Raw genomic sequence first — 17,736 nt, 5'->3', positions numbered from 1 at the left:
CCTCAGCTTATTAAACTTTAAGAAGCGGGAATCACAATTTTCTGTCCAACTTTCAAGTTATGCACATTTGAGATTTGGTTAGCTGTCGCAAGCTTGCGCCAGTCCACACCATATTTCAAACCGATGCGGTACAAATTATCCCCTTTTTTCACTACATATACCACTTTGCCGCCCGCTGGTTTCTCAGGCTGTGGCTTGGTCGTTGGTTTGGTTGGAGTAGTCGGCTCCGTAGGTTTAGTTGGCTTTGTAGGCGTAGGAGCAGGCTCCATACCTGGTTTCGGAGTTGTTGTTGCTTCTCCAGTCAATTTCATGCCGTATTCAGCAAAACCATCATCATTTGTACCAATGAAAGACATCGCCGGGTTTGCTTCAACCAGATCTTTTGCATCCGGGGAAGATGCGAACACCACTTCAAGGTCGTTCAGCGCTGCTGCGGTTAACCCAGCAGATGGCTTAATTGATGCCAGCGACCAGTTGCCGTCCGCTGCCGGATTAATCGTTTTATTTTCACGGATGTAATCGATGATCACTTGACGGTTCTCATCCGGTGCAGCCAGAACGATACGTTTACCGTCCGGGTTAGCCAGCTTGGATGAAGAAGCACGGTAGTTATTCGTCGCTACGATGAATTTTTGTGCTGGGTCAATCGGTTTACCGTTAAAGCTCAGATCCTTGATCCGGCTTGCCGATGCATTTACAACGGTTGCTTTGCCGTCATACTTGGCTGGTTGTGTCACATCGATCTGATACGTTACACCATCGATAACATCGAAGTTGTACGTTGGGAAGTCATTGTTGATCAGTTGTTGTTGTCCACCTTTAGCCGGGTCGATCTGGTTGAACTGGCCTGCAGACCATTCCAGCCATTCTTTCAGTTCTGCGCCGTTAACCATTACAGCATGTACCGTATTTGGATATACGTACAGGTCAGCAACGTTTTTGATCGCAATGGTGCCTTTAGGGATATTCGTGTAATACGAAGCGCCTGAACGTCCACCGGCTTTGAATGGTGCACCTGCGGACAATACAGGGATTTTCTCATATTCCGTACCTTGCATATGTTTTTCGACATACCATTTCTGTGCATTCGTTACGATCTGAATGGATGGATCATCCTGAACCAGAGCGAAGAAGCTGTTGATAGGTGCAGTCGTTTCGCCCACCGGACCACGAACATACTCCAATGTACCTTCATGCTCTTCATGAACCGCATCAATGATGTCCTGATCAGCCTCTACCAATGGTTTTTTGTTGGCTGTGTCATAGATTGGGCGTGCTTCCGTTTTGGAATCGACCACTTTCCATTTGCCATCCACTTGTTCTAGATCCAGATCAATAATCCCCAGGTGATCACCCCAGAATCCTGGCTCTACAGCAGGAACGCCATTAATTGTACCTTTCTCAAGGTCTACCCCTTTTTTGCCGGCAAAATCAGCACTTGGGAATACTTTGTGAGCATGTCCAAACAGAATGGCATTAATGCCTTCTACCTGGCTCAGGTACAGTACGGAGTTCTCCATCAGATCCGTTTGAGGAATATCCTCAAATCCGGAGTGAGGGATGGCTACAATAATGTCGGCACCTTCGGCCTTCATTTTCGGGATGAATTTTTTCGCGGTAGCAATAATATCCTTGGCGATTACTTTGCCTTCAAGGTTAGCACTATCCCATTGCATAATTTGTGGCGGTACAAATCCGATCACACCCACTTTGATCGTATGTTCTTTGCCAGTTTCATCCGTTACCTTTTTATCCAAAATCTCATACGGTGTGAAATAGTTCTTGTCATTTGTCTCATCATCATCACCATCGTCTACATAGACATTGGCATTAATGTAAGGGAAGTTCGCTCCCTCGAGCGTCATGTCCAGGAAATCCAGACCATAGTTAAACTCATGGTTACCGATGTTCCCTGCATCATAATCGAGTAGATTCATCGCTTTATATACAGGGTGAGTCTCACCCTTTTTCAGTGGATCAATTTTGGCAGTGTAGTCTCCCAGCGGATTCCCCTGAATTAGATCCCCGTTATCAAACAGCAGGCTGTTCTTCGCCTCGTCACGGGCTTTCTTAATCAGTGTAGCTGTTTTGGCGAGTCCATACTGGTCTGTCTCTTTGTCGGAATAGTAGTCATAGTTAACCAGGTTGGTATGAATGTCTGTGGTTTCCATGATCCGCAGTTTTACCTTGGCAGCATCCGCAGCCGATACAGGTACCGGAAACACCGCAAGCACGTTTAATGCAACCAAAGCGGCAGTCAGGCTTGATAATACTTTTTTACTCGTTTTCAAAATAACCCCTCCCGGTTATGTACATTGAATCATGCATTAATGGGCAAACGAAGAGCGCAGAAAAAAAATAGATTTCATGGGTTGTGCGTACTGTCGCTCTGATGACATGCATCGGAATTTCAGGTAAGTTTATCTCACATGAACATCTATTTATGTCTGTGCTTGTCGTTTACATTCCAAATCATAACGCAATGTTCAGTCATTGAAAAGCATTATTTTTTACATTACCCGCACATACCTAGGCGAGTTTACATTATCATGCGTGAATTCGACATTTTTTTCAACATTTTAGTAGGTATTTAGTGCTTATTATCTTTAAAATACGTATATTACATGTGCCTTACATGTATATCCAATTCAGCGTTATTCATCCATACCAAAAACCGTGAAACCTTAATGGCTTTCACGGTTGGATTAAACTCTGCGCGTATTTTCGCATAAGGACGCTACTTTGCAGAGGTTATGTTCATATTCGGATTATTGTTCCCACACATGATGTTCATGATCTTTCCCTGTATATTCGATACGAGCCGGGGTGATGTCCAGAATGACATAGTTCGGATCATTAGGTCCATCGAACCACGCCTTCAGTTCATCGTTCCACACTTGCTCACGCAATCCTTCGTTCTTCGTCACTTCACAGGTTCCTTCGATCTCAACTACTTCCTTGGAACCACCAGCTTCATAACCAAGTAGCAGGCTAACATTCGGATTATTCTCCAGTTCCTCTACTTTGTGTGTACGGCGGTTCGTTGCCAGATGAATGTTCAGTCCATCGTTGAAAAGCGCCATATAGCGGGATTTCGGTTTACCATTCTCCACAGTGGAGAAACTGCAAAAAGGGTTGTTTTCCAATGCTTTTACAATGTTTTGTTCCAATTCAGTCTGGTTCATGGGAAGTGCTCCTTTCGGTTTGGGGGGATGTTGGAAGAACTCTTGTAGGCGGCCGTTGCGGGTACGGATCGTTCTTTGGATCGCTGTTATCCCCGGATTTTTTTGATTCCCTTTTCTCAAAGGGAAAATCCGGTGATAAAGGCGAACGCTTTGCTTCCTCAGAATCGATTCCGTCCCCTCCACTACGTCTACTGTTCTCCCAATTAAGGGTGAATAATAAAAAGTACAAGAGAAGTGTAGTTGTTACTATCTCTTTGTGTTTAATGACAGTTCATTAATCCCTTATTACTAGAGACAGCTTAATGCAAATGCTTTTGTAATAAGCCTGTACTTATAGTGTACCCACCTCACCTATGGTGAATCCATGAACCGATACGCTAACGTGACAAAATTGGAAAAGTTCTTTATAAAAATGTTTACATAAAGGGGTTAGCACGATATTTCTTCATGGCTGATTTAATTCAAATCTCCAAGATAGATTGATGAAGAATCCGATTTAAGCAGCAACTCACCAATGGTTTTTGGATATAAACGAATCTGGGACAGCTCTTCAAGGGCAATCCATTCCACAGCGACTTGGTGGTCGTCTGGATTGGAGCCTTCAAAAACGGTTGCCTCCGGATCTATCAGGCTGCACGCAAAATAAAATTCAACCTGGTGGATGTCTGCATCCCACTCGGCGAATTCATGATTTTTTCCGATATACTCCCGGATATGTAACAGCTCTCCCACGTTCACGGCCTGACCAATCTCCTCCAGACATTCGCGCGCGACCGCATCCTTGAGTTCTTCACCTTTCTCCTGTCCTCCACCTGGGAACACATAAGCGGTACCATATTGGTCTTCCAGCCGGATGACCAGCAATCGTCCATCCTGCACAATGACAGCCTTCGCCGAGTTGCGTATGGGTTTCATTCTGTTCATTCACTCCTTGTCATTCCAAAATTTCAAAGTTCAATCCGTTCAACCTGATACTACTATTGTTCTGCTGAACAGGCGTATCATTCTGTTGTATGCGCGGATAACTCAATGCCTTCCGATTCCAGTACCTGACGAATCTCTTGCGCAAATGCGAGAGCGTTCGAACCGTCACCGTGGATACAGACAGTCTCTGCCTTAATGGGAACCAACGTACCATCCGTGGATACAACGACTTCGTCTTTCACCATCCGAAGCACTTGAGCAATCGCTTGTCCCGATTCTTCAATGAGGGCTCCAGCTTGGCTGCGAGGAGTTAACTTTCCGTCCGTCCCATAGGTTCGATCCGCAAACACTTCGCTCACACTACGCATACCGATGCGATTCGCGGCATGAATCAGCTCACTGCCCGCCAGACCATACAGATACAGTTCAGGCTGTACTTGATAGATCGCCTCGGTGATGGCTTCAGCAAGCTTCGCATCTTCTGCGGCCATATTGTATAAGGCACCATGTGGTTTTACGTGATGCATTCGCCCTCCGCTTGCCCGGACAAAGGCATCCAGCGCACCAATCTGATACACCACCATGTCATATGCTTCCCGTGGCGTAATGTCCATACGTCTTCTGCCAAACCCTTGCAAATCCGGCAACCCGGGGTGGGCTCCAATTGCCACCTGATGCTCCAATGCCCTCTCTACCGTCAGCCGCATTGTAGCCGTGTCTCCTGCATGAAACCCGCAGGCAATATTGGCTGATGTAATCAAGGGTAGAATGGACTCATCGGATAGCGTGCGATATATACCATAACTTTCGCCCAAATCACAATTGATATCCAAGGTTTTCGAGGTATTCATTAAGTGCCCCCCATTCCTGCCATTCTTCTGCGTATCAGCTTATCTATGAGTTGCATACTGATTTCCTGTTCCATATACAACTGTCCGGCTTGATCATGCGTAATCTTTTTAAAAGAAATTCGGGTTCCTGGCCTAGCCTGAGCCAGGATTGGCATATCCACCCCAGCTACCTGTGCAATGACAGGATAACCTCCAATCGTCTGATGATCTGCCATCAAGATGATGGGCTGACCATCCGGTGGCACCTGCACCGTGCCATAGGTAACGGCTTCAGACAGCCGATCCAGAGGCTGATCCAGCTCCAGTCTGGAGCCTTGCAAGCGATAGCCCATCCGATCGGATTGCGAAGAAATCACGTATTTTTCGGCATATAATTGTCCCAGACTCCTCTCGCTGAACAGCGAACTATCTTTGCTCTCCATCACACGAATAACAGGTTGCCCATAATAGTCAGGTCTTTCACGTTCAGATAAAAGCCACGCAGGCGCCAATATTCGGTGGTCCCGCTCACTCTCCTTTACCTGCTGCTCCATACGCTGCATCCAACCTTGCGCTTCGACAGAAAGTTCACCATTGGACAACAGATCCCCCACGCGCAAGGCTCGCCCATCCATACCGCCAAGACCTGTCTTGAGGTCTGTACTTCGACTGCCCATCACTTCAGGCACAGCTATTCCACCCGCAATCGCCAGATATCCACGCAAACCATGACGACATGGGCCAAATTTCAGTACACTTCCAGCCCGCACCAGCACAGGACGCCACAAAGGTACAGGCAGATGATCCACCGTTGCCGTCAGATCGGCTCCACATAATGAGACTAGCTGGCTCTCCTGAAATCGAAGCTCCGGCCCCGTCATCGTCATCTCCAGCACTGCCGCATGACGGGAGTTGCCCACAAGCATATTGGCTGCTCTGGCTGCAAAGGTGTCCATGACCCCGCCAGGATGAATACCATACCGGCGATAACCGGTTCTGCCTTCATCCTGAACGGTAGATAACAGACCAGGGCGAATCACTTCGATACTCATCGTTCGCCCTCCTTCCGCTTCAACGCCAGATAGTCCTGCATCGTAATCTGTTTGAATCGAACCCGATCACCTGCTGCCAGCAAACTCGGTACGTTCTCTTCCGGCCGAAACAACCGGAGTGGCGTTCGTCCAATACATTGCCATCCTCCGGGTGTGTCCACCGGATAGATTCCCGTCTGTTTGCCACCGATACCTACTGTGCCCGCCTCAACCCGAAGCCTTGGCGTTGCCCGTCTGGGCGTAGCAATCTGTTCAGACAACCCGCCGAGATACGGAAAACCCGGTGCAAATCCAATCATATGTACGAGATACTCCCCGGATGTATGAATTGCAATAACGTCTTCTGGGGTCAGTCCATGTTCACTGGCAACGTAGTCCAGATCAGGCCCCCACTCGCCACCATAACATACGGGAATCGTGACCGTTCTGGGTTTAAGTTGTACGGATTCCTTCATTTGATTCAACTGCTGAAGCAGAATCTTGCATAACTGAGGGTAAGAGGAGATGAACGGATTATAAAATAATGTAACGGACGTGTAAGAAGGCACCCATTCGATCATGGCTGGCAAAGTGCTTTTTTCCAGCAAAGCACATACAGACATCACTCTGTGCTGCACAGCGTCAGACAATTGATCCCCGCACTGGATGATAACCGCTGCCTCACCCAGCGGAGATAAAATCTCCTCCGTCCATGCATACGTCTGTTTGCTCATGCGCCATCTCCCCCTTTGTCCAAACGTTTTGCGTATCGTTATTTATCTCTCTCCAATGCCTGCAATACCAATGAACAAACCGCCGGAAACGGCTCATCTTCTTCTGTACGTATCACAAGATACAGTGTCTGCAAAAACAGACGCACATTCAGGTTCCTATGACTGATTTCCAGAAGTGATCTGTTCACCGCCTGATCTCCTTGATGAAGGGAATCGATCCACAGCGTAATATCCTTTTGCTCCAGCAGATTGCGACGCAGAATGGTAATCACAGCATGTGCTATTCGCTGATCTTCATCATGGATGTAAACCACACTTGATTCCGTTATTTTTACAGCGAGTGCATGCAGAAGTTCCAGCAGATCCGTTCGCTCCAGATATGGCGACTGTGCCAGATCTTCAACCGCATCCGCCGCGTGTGCAGGGGCATGCGCCCAGCCCTTGTTATCGGCGTAGCCGCGAACATCTTTTTCAAGTTCCAGATATGTAGTCAACCGATGATGAATCCCTGCGATATCCTCTTTGTCCAGGAAAGGTCGCTGACGATCCACATTCAGAATGGGAGGCAGTAACAATACGGAGAACGTCCGCGTAAACACACTATCCGTTCCCTGCTCTCCGATCCCATAGAACAGGTGCTGATCGTCCAGCGCCAACTGCAACATATTCCTTAGCTGATCTTCCGAAAATACACCCTGTCCAATCCAGGTTGCAAACGTAACATAGATCAATTCATCCCGCAGGACAGGGTCAGTACTACCAATATGCTTCATCATATGCAGTGCCAATTCGTAAGGCTGTTCCTCGTAATCAATGAAATGATTAGACGACTGAATATGCTGTAATTTTTGTTTTAAAGTCCAAGCATCCATCTATTAAGACTCCCTGGACGAATCCAAATGCACGCTGCAATTGTACAGTTCGCATTGCCACGCATTCTCATTCTTGGCGATCCGGGTAATGGATGTGTTGGACAGCTTCACGCTGATATCCAGTTCAGGCACCAGACCTCGCAGTGTATTCCGCAGAACGGCTCCGTGACTGACAACGATCACTTTTCCATCGGGGTGCTGCTGTACAATATCCTCAAGCACCGCACTGCCTCGAACAGTCCCTGCATCCGCAAGCTCCCGTCCCAGATCCAGAGTACTCCAATCCGCTCCCCACTTGGCTAACCGTTCCTCTTCCGTTGTTCCTTCGACCTGTCCTCCACCCATCTCGCGAAGTCTAGGGTCCAGATGAATCTCTTGAATGCCCAAGCGATCACCAATGATGCGAGCTGTCTCACTTGCACGTTCCAAGTCACTTGAATAGATGGCATCCCAGGATTCCTCGGCCAGTCTCGCAGCAAGTAATACTGCCTGTTCCCTGCCATCCTGATCCAGCGGATTATCCGTCTGCCCCTGGGAACGTTTTTCCTTATTCCACGCTGTGCTTCCATGGCGAATCAATGCAATTTGAGTCATTGTTGTTCCTCACCTTTTTCTATATGAAGTTCATCTTCTGTAAAATGTTTGCGTGCCTTCGGCTTGGCAAATTTGCCGCCATTATATTGATCTGACCCGTTTCTCGGAATGGAGAGACTGTCCCAAGCTGTTTCTTTAAGCATTTTCGCGGCAAATACAATCTGCCCGACATGATACGGATAATGTGCTAATTGCCGAATAATGGCCTCCATCACGGTATGACCTTCATTCCGAATATATATGATATGAGACAATTGTTCCGGGGTAAACGAACGAATGGCTTCGAGTAGACAATTCCAGCCTTCTTCCCATTTGGAGAGCAACTCTTCCCGGGAAGAAATATCATTCACGAATTCGGCGTCCCGTTCACGCCACGGTTTCTCACCATCTGTTGTCAGTACATCCGTCCAACGGGACAGCATATTGCCCCATAGATGTTTTACGATTACCGCAATGCTGTTCGCGTCTTCATTCCAAGATTGAAACAATTGCTCGGACTCCAGTTGCGCCATGGCTTTTTCCCCGAGCTGCTTGTAATACAAGAATTGCTTCTCCGCTGTCTCCAAAAAAACCTGATTCATATCCATCCGTTAACCACCCTTCGGAAAAGTATGTTGTCCCCAGATCATGTTCAAACAGAAGCGTCACGTGTTATTTTATTCAGGAAATGAGAATGTACCGTCTGCATTCGGTTCAAATGGAATGACTTTGCGAACCGCATCCAGATTGAGCTCTCCATAGATATGTGGATATAGTTCATTTAATTCGTAGAGATCCTCATATACCAGTTCTGGCTCTAACGCCTTCTCATCAATACTAAGTAATAATAGATCCGTGCGGCCTGCATAATATTGCCCGGCTACCCATGGGATCTGTTCCTTCGTGGAACAATGAATGAATCCGTCTGTCTCCAGGCTATCTGGTGCATACTCAGTCCCCTTTGACACTTGCTCCCACAACGAACGGGAAATAATACTATAGATCATGGTTCTGCCTCCTTCAATTTCTGCGATGTACCCTATGTGTCATTGGAAGTATTATAGATCATCCCGGATACGGGAGTACAATTTTTGATCCGTAAATACACCTTTGATCTTCAACTGTTTGCGTAACAAACCTTCGTACGACATGCCCAGCTTCTCCATTACACGTGCAGAGCCTATGTTGCCTGCATTACATTTCCCATCCAACCGATTGCAGTCCAATTCCTGAAAGCAATAATCCACGATGGGTTGCATCGCTTCTGCTGCGAGACCCTTACCCCATTGACTGCTGGCTATCGCGTAACCTAGTTCAGCACTCTGCATGGGTTCGTTGAGATGAAAAATGCCACCCCTCCCGATCAAGGTCCCTGTTTCCTTTAAAACAAAAGCCCAGATATGTACCGTTTTCCGTTCATAATTATCCAGCACCCGCTGAATATATTGAATTGAATCCTCCACCGTCTCATGGTAGTTCCACAAGCTTTGCTGACTCACTCGCGGATCAGAGGCAAACGCATAATATTCATCAAGATCATCCATCGCAAGCCGCCTCAGCTTTAACCGCTGTGTTTCGAATTCGGGCGATTCGGCAAAAAGTTTTTCTACATTCATACAACACACCTCCATGATTCACTTGAGTTCATGATCCAGCTATCTTATTTCTCAGGAAATAACGATCTATCATAACCATGCACAGAATACCGACCGTATATCGAATCAGATCGATCACCAGAAACCCATGTCCCAGTATAAGAGCACCTAATACGGTAGAGCGTATCTCAATCAGCCAAGGCGTCTGGATCAACTGTGAGAACTCAATCATCCAGCTGAATACACAGCTCAAACACATCGCCCATACCAAGCTGCGATGAGGCCACACCATGCGTACTCCGAAATAAATCATGCCCGCCCAACATGCATCCCCGAAATGTTCATGCACCCAACCCGGCAATCGTTCACCAAAGTATCTGGATGCGAGTCCTGCCGCCATGGTCATCATGACTGCGAAGAAATAGATCAGCCTGTCTCTGATAAGTACGCTTTTAAATCAATCACACGCCTTCATCAAGCACTTGTAAAATAAATTGCGTTTTGGCAGCGGTATACGATTCCCTATCTTCCTTGTTCTCATCAGCAAGCTTTGTCTTCAGGACGGCGTAAGCTTCCACCAGATCTGGGCGTTTTCTCAGCACATCCCGAAACCGAATTTGACGATCCCAGCGTTCTTCTCCCGGGCGCATCAGATGAAGGTGTACAGCTCTCTTGCCATCCTTAACCCTGACCCAGAATCGTCTGTACTCCCGTCCATCCAGTTCAGGCGGAACGTAGTTCCAGCCCAACGGATTCAGCTGATCCGCAATCAGATCCATGTCATCCCATGACTGTACCTCTGCCATCAGATCAATAATGGGCTTGGCGGGTAACCCTGGAATGGATGTACTTCCGATATGTTCGAATTGCTGGATATTAAATTGCTCTAGAAGACGTTTGAGTTGCCGGATTTCATCCTGAGCCTGCGCAACCCAATTGGGGTTGGCCGGAGCAATCTCTACCGACTCTGTCGCCCAGGCAGGCCAATTTTCCGGTTGCATTGGATCTTTCATTCAGGTATCTCCTCTTCACCATGACATTTTAAATGGTAACCTTCTCTGTATTTTTGATAGGTGCGTTGCTTCATGCGCTTAATCGTAGTACTCCGTTGAAATGTAAGTGTGGAACTTAGGGATAAAAGAAGATATTTCAGGTAAGCCAGATCACTAGAGTTAGAGTCTGAGCTTATAATCGAAGCTTTCATATTCATCCCATCCAATCCCCTTATATAGTTGTTGAAAACAGAAGGCATTTCAGATACATATTTCTATATATCCAAAAAAGGAGCGTATGTCTACGCCCCTAGTTGTCTGTTACATTGATGATTTTAACGATGTCATGTACTGAAACTAATTTTCGGATCATGCAAGATGCTTCATTATATGAAGATTTATTTTACCGTAACGGGGATCGTCACTTTTTTGTTGCCCCACTTGGCCGTTATGGACGTTTTACCTTTGCCTACAGCCACGATCTTGCCATTTGTCACTGTCGCTACGCCCGGCTTTGTGCTGCTCCACACCGCGCTGTTCGTCACAACAGTGGTTTTACCCGTATCATACTGGGCCATCACACTCAGTGTTGTGCTTCCCTGTGGGGACAAAACCAGTTTTTTCTGGCCTGTAATCAGCTTTTTGAGCAAAGGTACAACGGTAACCTCTGCCTTTATTGTCTGATTTTGATAAGTTCCTGTCAAGGTGGCTTGTCCTTCTGTCAGCGTCTTGACGGCTCCATTTTTCACGATAGCTACATTTGTGTTGGAAGAGGTCCATACGATTTGTTTTGAAAGGTTGATCGTTTTGCCATTTGCGTAGGTCCCGATGACCTTCAACGCCTTGGACTTCTTGATGTTCAGCTGCATTGTGGCAGGAGTGACTTCAACTTTGGTAATCTCATCCGTCACAGCAACGGGGACTTTCACAATCGTTGTTCCATATTTGCCTTGCAGCAATACTCTGCCAGGTGTAACGCCTTTGATTTTACCGTTTTCCAGCACAGCCGAAGAAGTGGATACGGACCACACAATCTCAGACGTCACATCCTCTTCCTTACCATTCGCACGGGTAATGCTTACTTTCGGAAGGGTGCTTTCACTGCCTTTAACAAAACTGTAGGATTTCGGTGAAGCTTTGATGCTTTTGATCTTCTCCTGAACTTGGACAACCAACTGAGCTTTAGCCCCGTCTACCTGTGCAAAAATGGTTGCTTCGCCCGCGGCCACGGCCTTGACTTTACCTTTCACCATTGTCGCAACTGTTGCATTGCTGGTGGACCATGTGACACCTTCGGTAACATCCTGTTTGTTATCAAAACCTTCTACGGTTGCCATCACCTGAAGCTTAGCTGTCTCGGAAACGCTCATCTTCTGCGGGCTGCTATTGGTAATTTCAATCGATGTCACGTCACCGGTAGCCGCCAAAGCCAACGAAGGGACCAGTACGGTCAATGCAATCATTAGAGCAAGTGTGCCTCGAAGCGCCAGTTTGATTCTATTCATTTTTAATTTCCAACTCCCATAATCCAATATTTTACTTCTATTATATTATATCGGATACGAATTGCATAAAGTTGAATAACATAAGTGAGAGTCTTGGAACAATTCATGAGATCAGCGTGTAATCGTTATAAAAACTTTTGAATTTAGCCCGACATAGTAGGAGCTTGGTTTATGTAAATACTATTTCAGTTTAAAAGGGGATGCCCATCGTCACATGCAACATGCCGTTTGGAACATCCCCTTTTTGAATTACTAAAGCGTTACCTAACCTCTCTACTTCACTTCGTCCTGCTCTGGCAAAATCAAGCTCTCGGCCCCGCCCATATAGGGCCGCAGGGCTACCGGAATGCGAATGCTTCCATCCTCCTGCTGATGATTCTCAAGCAACGGAATCAGGATACGCGGCGATGCCACCGCCGTATTATTGAGCGTGTGACAATAGGCCAACTTGCCTTCGGCATCCAGGCAACGAATATTCGAACGGCGCGCCTGAAAATCATGCAGATTCGACGACGAATGCGTTTCTCCATATGCAACGCGGCTTGGCATCCAGGTCTCGATGTCATACTGTTTATACGTTTTCTGCGACATATCTCCGGTACATACAGCGACAACACGATACGGCAGTTCCAGTAATTGCAGCAATTCTTCGGCGTGTCCCGTAATCTCTTGCAACATGCGCTCCGATTCTTCTGCATCAGGGGCACAGAGAATGACCTGCTCAACTTTGGCAAATTGGTGCACACGATACAATCCGCGCACATCCCGTCCGCCGGAGCCAACCTCACTGCGGAAACACGTCGATACCGCGGCCAACTTCACAGGCTCTTGAACATCAACAATCTCATCCGCATAATACGAGACCAGCGGCACTTCAGAAGTTCCCACCAGCCACTTGTTCTCCCCTTCAAGTTCATAGACCTGATCTCGACCTGTTGGGAAGAATCCGGTGTTCACCAGTGCGTCCTCCCTGACCATCAGCGGTACCTCCATCGGTGTGAAGCCGTGCTTCAGCAGCAGATCAAGCGCAAGTTGCTGTACTGCCCGATGTAATAACAGGCCAGCGCCTTTTAATACATAGCTTCGCGTACCACCAATCTTAACTCCACGGGGAATATCGATCAGATCATGCAACTCCCCAAGTTCTACGTGATCTTTGGTATTATACTCGAACGTTGGCACCTCTCCCACACGTCGCAGCTCTACATTATCCGCATCCGACGAGCCATTGGGGGTATCCGGGGATACGATATTGGGTACCAGCCATTGCAGCTTGGTTACTTCCTCCTGCACAGGGGCGAGCCTCGCTTCCACCTGTTCCAACTGTTCATTGATCTGTTTCACCTGAGCCCGCAAACCCTCGGCCTGTTCCCGATTCCCGGCTTGCATGAGTCTGCCAATGTCCGCGGATAACGTATTGCGCAACCTGCGACCTTCTTCCGATTCCTGCAAAAGTGCCCTGCGTTCCTCATCCCGCTCTAACAATGTGCGAATGTTGATCTTGATTTTTTTTCCGTCTGCTGCGGCCTGAACCTCTTCAGCATGTGCACGAATCCACTTCATTTCTAACATGGTCACCGTCTCCTTTGGCTGTAAAAATACAAAGAGCGCCCTCATCCCTTGGGACGAGGAGCGCTCTGCTCGCGGTGCCACCCAACTTGCTGAATCAGGATATCCTGCTTCCAGCCTCTTGGTCCGCGATAACGGGCGGTTCCGGTTAACTTGGGGAAATATCGCTCCCCTGGCGAAAACGCCTCCGAGTTGGATGCTCTTCAACGGCATGGTCCGATCTGTAATTGTTGGTCTCAGTATATACGAACGCCGGACCAAATTGCAAACCTTCTGTATCGATCAGGAATTCATGGCACAACTTAACATGTCCTGTTATGATAGACTTTGTCTTCAAGATTGCGCTTTATTGTGATCCTCAATTTATGTATATAAGTAGAAGGAGTTCTTTATGAAAAAATTACTTTGGATCGGATGTCTGTCCTATTTCCTGATTGGACTTGCCCACGTTGTGCTCGGTTCCATTCTACCGGTTGCACTTGAACATTACGGCAAAGATTATAGCCAAGGCGGAACGCTGATCTTTGCTCAATTTGCCGGATTCCTGGGTGGTGTATTGTTATCTCCATGGCTGAACAGACGCTTTGGTAAACGGGGAGGCCTGTTAATCGCCACAGCGTTGCTCTGTATTGCAGAATTATCCTACATGCTGCTGCCACCATGGGGCTGGATGTTCGTCATTGCACCCGCTGCCGGCTTTGGATTCGGAATGGTTGAAGCTGTTATTGGCACCATTATCATCGCTGCAATCAAAGACAATACAGCCGTTGCCATGAGTCGACTGGAAGTGTTATTCGGGATTGGGGCGATGGTCATGCCGCTCATTGCCAGCGGTCTGATTGCTGCCGGATACTGGCGCCTCTCCTTTCTCGTTGTTGCGATCTGCGCAGCGCTGACCTTTGTTTTCTGGGCGAAAGGATCATTCGGTGAACTCGATAAGTTTCTGGAGCGACAGAGTTCAAATCATGCTTCCGTAAATACGCACTCTGCTGGGACATCGGGTGAGATGCATCCCGCATCTGCAAGTACATCAAGTCCAACCTATCGTGGCCGTAACAGGACTCTTCTGGTATTATTCGTTCTGTTCTTCTTCCTCTATGTTGGCACAGAGATGAGTCTTGCGAACTTCATGCCAGCGATTCTGATTGAGAAAATGAACATGAAGGAAGCCGGAGCAGCCCTTAGTGTCACCTGTTTCTGGATTGCCATGTCCGTGGGACGGCTCTTCGCCGGGTATATCGCAGAGGAATTCCAATACCGCGTATATGTCCTGTACAGTTGTCTTGCATCTGTTCTCTTGTTAATGATATTTCCATTTACAAACCAAATCTGGTCTGCATTTCTCATCATCTTACTGCTTGGACTTGCGATGTCAGGGATATTCTCAATTGCCCTTGTCTTTGCCAGTAAACTGCTGCCCGGAACAGAAGAATCCACACCCAGCATTTTGATTGCCTCAGGTGGGGTTGGCGGTGCCATTCTGCCTTTGACTACGGGATGGAGTCTTGATCATCTGGCGGTTAATCAGTCTGCATGGATGCTTGCGATCTTTGCAGTTGGCCTGTTTGTCATTAGCGTAATCACGTATCAATGGCAGAACAAACATATAGTGAATTCTGCGACTTAACAGTTCTGTGTTGGTCTAGTCCTGAGAATTAGAAATACCTATTAAAGATATTGAAATGTCTACTGTCATGACCTGACAGTGGGCATTTTTTTGTAGCGTTACTCTGTTCTAACGAACCTAGCACACGCTATCCCCCTCCATTTCCGCATGTTTGAAATCTAACGAATCCTAGAGACGTTATTATAGATAATTAGCTTCAATTAAATGTCTCGTTGGAGGTTTTTTGCATAATAACACCGCTGAGATTCGTTAGGTTTTCATTCCCTTAGAAACTGGCCTAATAAGGTGTCCTCGATTCGTTAGCGCTGTAATATGGCGGCAGTGCCCTATCTTTGCCTCTCTCATCACCTTTCATTAAAGGTGAGAATAATATTTATTCATTTGCATAAGATTGCCCAGGAAATACTCTGGGCCAGCCGAATCACACACTTTTATTAACGACAGGCAATACGGGCCCGTTATCCTTGATGAATTTACCGAATACATATCGGACGAGTGGTCCCAAAATAATCAACTGATATGGAAGCGCCAGGATGAAGTTACGAGCGATTGTATGAAGGTACATACGGAGTAAGGACGCCCCACTTAACTGATTCGCAAGATATGCTGAAACCATCCCATACAAGGACATGATCAGAACCATGCCAATCACCATAAAAAATGACATAGCAAGCACACCCAAAATCTTGTTGGACTTGTCAAAGGGCAAGGAGATTGCAATCTTTCTCGCCACGGGGCCAACAATGAAAGACTCCACCAGAAACGCGATGACAAAACATAATATGAATTGAAGCAGTATCTCAATCGGGGACATCTTGCCGAGTAACCCACTGTGCCATAGATTGAAAAACATCATGACCAAGACCATTCCTGTACACATCATTAATCCGAAAATAATTTGTTCCCTCTTGCTTGTTGGCAATTCTCTCATCCTCTCTGTTTACCTTCGTAATTATAGAGATGAGGAAACCCTCCACATAAGTGAACATTCTGTGAACAGTTATGGTTTTTCCAATTTAAAATTGGATTTGACAACCATGTAGTACAGCTCTATGATATCCCTTAAAATGGTAGCAAATTTCAATATATAAGGAGGTTTTTGATTGTGAGTTTTCAAAAACGCATTGACCACGTCGGCATTGCCGTTCGTGATCTGGAGACCACGCTGCGTTTCTACACGGAGATCGTTGGTCTTGAATTGAAAGACCGGGTGACCCATACCAACGGTATCATTCAGCTCGCCTTCCTTGGCTTCAATGGAAGTAATGAGACTGAGATTGAGTTAATTCAAGGATACAGCGACAAGCTGCCTTCTGAAGGTACGGTGCACCATTTTGCGATCCACGTGGATGATCTTGATTCTGAGTACAAACGCATCCAAGCCACCGAAGCCGAATTTATCGACGGAGAGATTATTACATTGCCTAACGGTTACCGCTATTTCTTCATCTATGGACCTGAAAAGGAATGGATTGAGTTCTTCCAGCGCTAAGAATTGGAGCTGATTTCATGAACATTTTAATTACCGGCGCAGCCGGAAAAATTGGACGTGACTTGTCCCAACACTTGTCAGAGACATTTCACCTGCGACTAACGGATTTGAATATCGACAGACTGCATACGTATCAAGGGACAGGCCATGAGATCATGACACTGGATGTGACAGACCCCGAAGCCTGTCAGCATGCTTGCGAAGGCATGGATGTGGTTGTACATCTGGCGGGAGATCCTTCCCCGCATGCCGGATTTTATGAATCGTTGTTGGACATCAATATCAAAGGCACATTTAATGTATTCCGTGCAGCCAAGGACCAAGGTGTACGAAGAGTCATTCTGGCAAGCAGTGCACAGACGATCGAGGGGTATCCCATTGATGCTCAGGTCTATCCGGACATGCCGACACGCCCACGGAATTTGTACGGGGTTAGCAAATGTTTTGGAGAATCGCTCGCTTCCTATTTTGCGTATACCGAAGGTTTACAAAGTGTAGCAATACGTATAGGTGCATATGATGATTTTCAACCGAACGGACCCGTGCTGGAGGCAAGGGATATGAGCGCGTATATTAGTCCGGCTGACTTGTGTGATTTGATGTTCAAAGCAATTACAACTACCGATCTGGAACCCTTCACCATACTGCATGGGATCTCGAATAATCGGTTTAAACGATTAAATCTGGAAACCACTCAGAAACAGGTAGGTTATGACCCAAAATCCGATGCTTTTGCACTCAGTCAGATTGCCTTATATGATTCCCCACGATAATTATTGAAAATAACACATCCAAACAGGCTGTTAT

The 17,736-nt window shown here is 46.9% G+C and carries 19 protein-coding genes; 3 read left to right on the top strand and 16 right to left on the bottom strand.

Features of this window, described 5'->3' with window-relative positions; translation table 11 throughout:
- Window positions 1-17: 17 nt before the first annotated feature.
- The 15 genes from MHH92_RS02405 to serS form a co-directional block, all read right to left on the bottom strand.
- Window positions 18-2,291, bottom strand: coding sequence for a bifunctional 2',3'-cyclic-nucleotide 2'-phosphodiesterase/3'-nucleotidase (locus MHH92_RS02405; RefSeq protein WP_253505291.1), 2,274 nt, complete (start codon window positions 2,289-2,291; stop codon window positions 18-20).
- 477 nt (window positions 2,292-2,768) lie between these two features.
- Window positions 2,769-3,185: a pyridoxamine 5'-phosphate oxidase family protein gene (locus MHH92_RS02400; protein WP_017690978.1), complete on the bottom strand. Its 417-nt coding sequence runs from the start codon at window positions 3,183-3,185 to the stop codon at window positions 2,769-2,771.
- 456 nt (window positions 3,186-3,641) lie between these two features.
- On the bottom strand, window positions 3,642-4,100 hold the full coding sequence (locus tag MHH92_RS02395) for an NUDIX domain-containing protein (protein ID WP_253505289.1): 459 nt from the start codon (window positions 4,098-4,100) through the stop codon (window positions 3,642-3,644).
- Between the two features lie 86 nt (window positions 4,101-4,186).
- Window positions 4,187-4,960: a LamB/YcsF family protein gene (locus MHH92_RS02390; protein ID WP_340901722.1), complete on the bottom strand. Its 774-nt coding sequence runs from the start codon at window positions 4,958-4,960 to the stop codon at window positions 4,187-4,189.
- A complete protein-coding gene (locus MHH92_RS02385; protein ID WP_340901721.1) occupies window positions 4,960-5,991 on the bottom strand; it encodes a 5-oxoprolinase subunit C family protein in 1,032 nt (343 codons plus the stop codon). Before MHH92_RS02385 ends, MHH92_RS02390 begins: the two co-directional genes overlap by 1 nt.
- Window positions 5,988-6,704: a 5-oxoprolinase subunit PxpB gene (gene pxpB / locus MHH92_RS02380; protein ID WP_340901720.1), complete on the bottom strand. Its 717-nt coding sequence runs from the start codon at window positions 6,702-6,704 to the stop codon at window positions 5,988-5,990. The genes MHH92_RS02385 and pxpB overlap by 4 nt, the downstream gene beginning before the upstream one ends.
- A 38-nt stretch (window positions 6,705-6,742) precedes the next feature.
- Window positions 6,743-7,576, bottom strand: a complete 834-nt coding sequence (locus MHH92_RS02375; protein WP_340901718.1) for a DUF2785 domain-containing protein — start codon at window positions 7,574-7,576, stop codon at window positions 6,743-6,745.
- Between the two features lie 3 nt (window positions 7,577-7,579).
- A complete protein-coding gene (locus tag MHH92_RS02370; RefSeq protein WP_340901716.1) occupies window positions 7,580-8,170 on the bottom strand; it encodes a histidine phosphatase family protein in 591 nt (196 codons plus the stop codon).
- A complete protein-coding gene (locus tag MHH92_RS02365; protein ID WP_340901714.1) occupies window positions 8,167-8,757 on the bottom strand; it encodes a DUF1572 family protein in 591 nt (196 codons plus the stop codon). Before MHH92_RS02365 ends, MHH92_RS02370 begins: the two co-directional genes overlap by 4 nt.
- 69 nt (window positions 8,758-8,826) lie before the next feature.
- A complete protein-coding gene (locus tag MHH92_RS02360; protein WP_101314894.1) occupies window positions 8,827-9,156 on the bottom strand; it encodes a DUF952 domain-containing protein in 330 nt (109 codons plus the stop codon).
- 51 nt (window positions 9,157-9,207) lie between these two features.
- Window positions 9,208-9,765, bottom strand: a complete 558-nt coding sequence (locus MHH92_RS02355) for a GNAT family N-acetyltransferase (RefSeq protein ID WP_340901713.1) — start codon at window positions 9,763-9,765, stop codon at window positions 9,208-9,210.
- A gap of 28 nt (window positions 9,766-9,793) precedes the next feature.
- Window positions 9,794-10,144: a ribosomal maturation YjgA family protein gene (locus tag MHH92_RS02350; protein ID WP_340901711.1), complete on the bottom strand. Its 351-nt coding sequence runs from the start codon at window positions 10,142-10,144 to the stop codon at window positions 9,794-9,796.
- A gap of 61 nt (window positions 10,145-10,205) precedes the next feature.
- Window positions 10,206-10,757, bottom strand: coding sequence for a GrpB family protein (locus tag MHH92_RS02345; RefSeq protein ID WP_340901709.1), 552 nt, complete (start codon window positions 10,755-10,757; stop codon window positions 10,206-10,208).
- Window positions 10,758-11,134: 377 nt separating this feature from the next.
- Window positions 11,135-12,241: an Ig-like domain-containing protein gene (locus MHH92_RS02340; protein ID WP_340901708.1), complete on the bottom strand. Its 1,107-nt coding sequence runs from the start codon at window positions 12,239-12,241 to the stop codon at window positions 11,135-11,137.
- A 273-nt stretch (window positions 12,242-12,514) separates the two neighbouring features.
- Window positions 12,515-13,813 (bottom strand): serine--tRNA ligase, encoded by a 1,299-nt coding sequence (gene serS / locus MHH92_RS02335; protein ID WP_047840368.1) that lies wholly within the window; start codon window positions 13,811-13,813, stop codon window positions 12,515-12,517.
- 388 nt (window positions 13,814-14,201) lie between these two features.
- Here serS and MHH92_RS02330 point away from each other — a divergent pair, with 388 nt between their 5' ends.
- Complete coding sequence (locus MHH92_RS02330) at window positions 14,202-15,437, top strand: MFS transporter (RefSeq protein ID WP_253505262.1); 1,236 nt, start codon at window positions 14,202-14,204, stop codon at window positions 15,435-15,437.
- Window positions 15,438-15,858: 421 nt separating this feature from the next.
- On the opposite strand, the gene MHH92_RS02325 is transcribed toward MHH92_RS02330, so the two are convergent.
- Complete coding sequence (locus MHH92_RS02325) at window positions 15,859-16,359, bottom strand: hypothetical protein (RefSeq protein WP_340901705.1); 501 nt, start codon at window positions 16,357-16,359, stop codon at window positions 15,859-15,861.
- Between the two features lie 183 nt (window positions 16,360-16,542).
- On the opposite strand from MHH92_RS02325, the gene MHH92_RS02320 reads away from it, so the two are divergent.
- The gene (locus MHH92_RS02320; protein ID WP_076329743.1) at window positions 16,543-16,929 is read left to right on the top strand and encodes a VOC family protein; all 387 of its coding nucleotides are present in this window, start codon (window positions 16,543-16,545) and stop codon (window positions 16,927-16,929) included.
- 17 nt (window positions 16,930-16,946) lie between these two features.
- Window positions 16,947-17,702: an NAD-dependent epimerase/dehydratase family protein gene (locus MHH92_RS02315; RefSeq protein WP_340901704.1), complete on the top strand. Its 756-nt coding sequence runs from the start codon at window positions 16,947-16,949 to the stop codon at window positions 17,700-17,702.
- The last annotated feature ends 34 nt before the right edge of the window (window positions 17,703-17,736 follow it).

The sequence above is a fragment of the Paenibacillus sp. FSL M7-1414 genome (genome assembly GCF_038003195.1).
GTDB classification, from domain to species: Bacteria; Bacillota; Bacilli; order Paenibacillales; family Paenibacillaceae; genus Paenibacillus; species Paenibacillus amylolyticus.
Note: the sequence above shows the minus strand (reverse complement) of the source record. Positions and strands in the feature narration are given on the sequence as shown.

Coding starts and splice junctions, on each gene's coding strand:
- MHH92_RS02375 (WP_340901718.1), bottom strand. CDS start 7,576: ATGGATGCTTGGACTTTAAAACAAAAATTACAGCATATTCAGTCGTCT.
- MHH92_RS02365 (WP_340901714.1), bottom strand. CDS start 8,757: ATGGATATGAATCAGGTTTTTTTGGAGACAGCGGAGAAGCAATTCTTG.
- serS (WP_047840368.1), bottom strand. CDS start 13,813: ATGTTAGAAATGAAGTGGATTCGTGCACATGCTGAAGAGGTTCAGGCC.
- pxpB (WP_340901720.1), bottom strand. CDS start 6,704: ATGAGCAAACAGACGTATGCATGGACGGAGGAGATTTTATCTCCGCTG.
- MHH92_RS02395 (WP_253505289.1), bottom strand. CDS start 4,100: ATGAAACCCATACGCAACTCGGCGAAGGCTGTCATTGTGCAGGATGGA.
- MHH92_RS02345 (WP_340901709.1), bottom strand. CDS start 10,757: ATGAAAGATCCAATGCAACCGGAAAATTGGCCTGCCTGGGCGACAGAG.
- MHH92_RS02360 (WP_101314894.1), bottom strand. CDS start 9,156: ATGATCTATAGTATTATTTCCCGTTCGTTGTGGGAGCAAGTGTCAAAG.
- MHH92_RS02355 (WP_340901713.1), bottom strand. CDS start 9,765: ATGAATGTAGAAAAACTTTTTGCCGAATCGCCCGAATTCGAAACACAG.
- MHH92_RS02350 (WP_340901711.1), bottom strand. CDS start 10,144: ATGGCGGCAGGACTCGCATCCAGATACTTTGGTGAACGATTGCCGGGT.
- MHH92_RS02315 (WP_340901704.1), top strand. CDS start 16,947: ATGAACATTTTAATTACCGGCGCAGCCGGAAAAATTGGACGTGACTTG.
- MHH92_RS02340 (WP_340901708.1), bottom strand. CDS start 12,241: ATGAATAGAATCAAACTGGCGCTTCGAGGCACACTTGCTCTAATGATT.
- MHH92_RS02400 (WP_017690978.1), bottom strand. CDS start 3,185: ATGAACCAGACTGAATTGGAACAAAACATTGTAAAAGCATTGGAAAAC.
- MHH92_RS02385 (WP_340901721.1), bottom strand. CDS start 5,991: ATGAGTATCGAAGTGATTCGCCCTGGTCTGTTATCTACCGTTCAGGAT.
- MHH92_RS02330 (WP_253505262.1), top strand. CDS start 14,202: ATGAAAAAATTACTTTGGATCGGATGTCTGTCCTATTTCCTGATTGGA.
- MHH92_RS02390 (WP_340901722.1), bottom strand. CDS start 4,960: ATGAATACCTCGAAAACCTTGGATATCAATTGTGATTTGGGCGAAAGT.
- MHH92_RS02370 (WP_340901716.1), bottom strand. CDS start 8,170: ATGACTCAAATTGCATTGATTCGCCATGGAAGCACAGCGTGGAATAAG.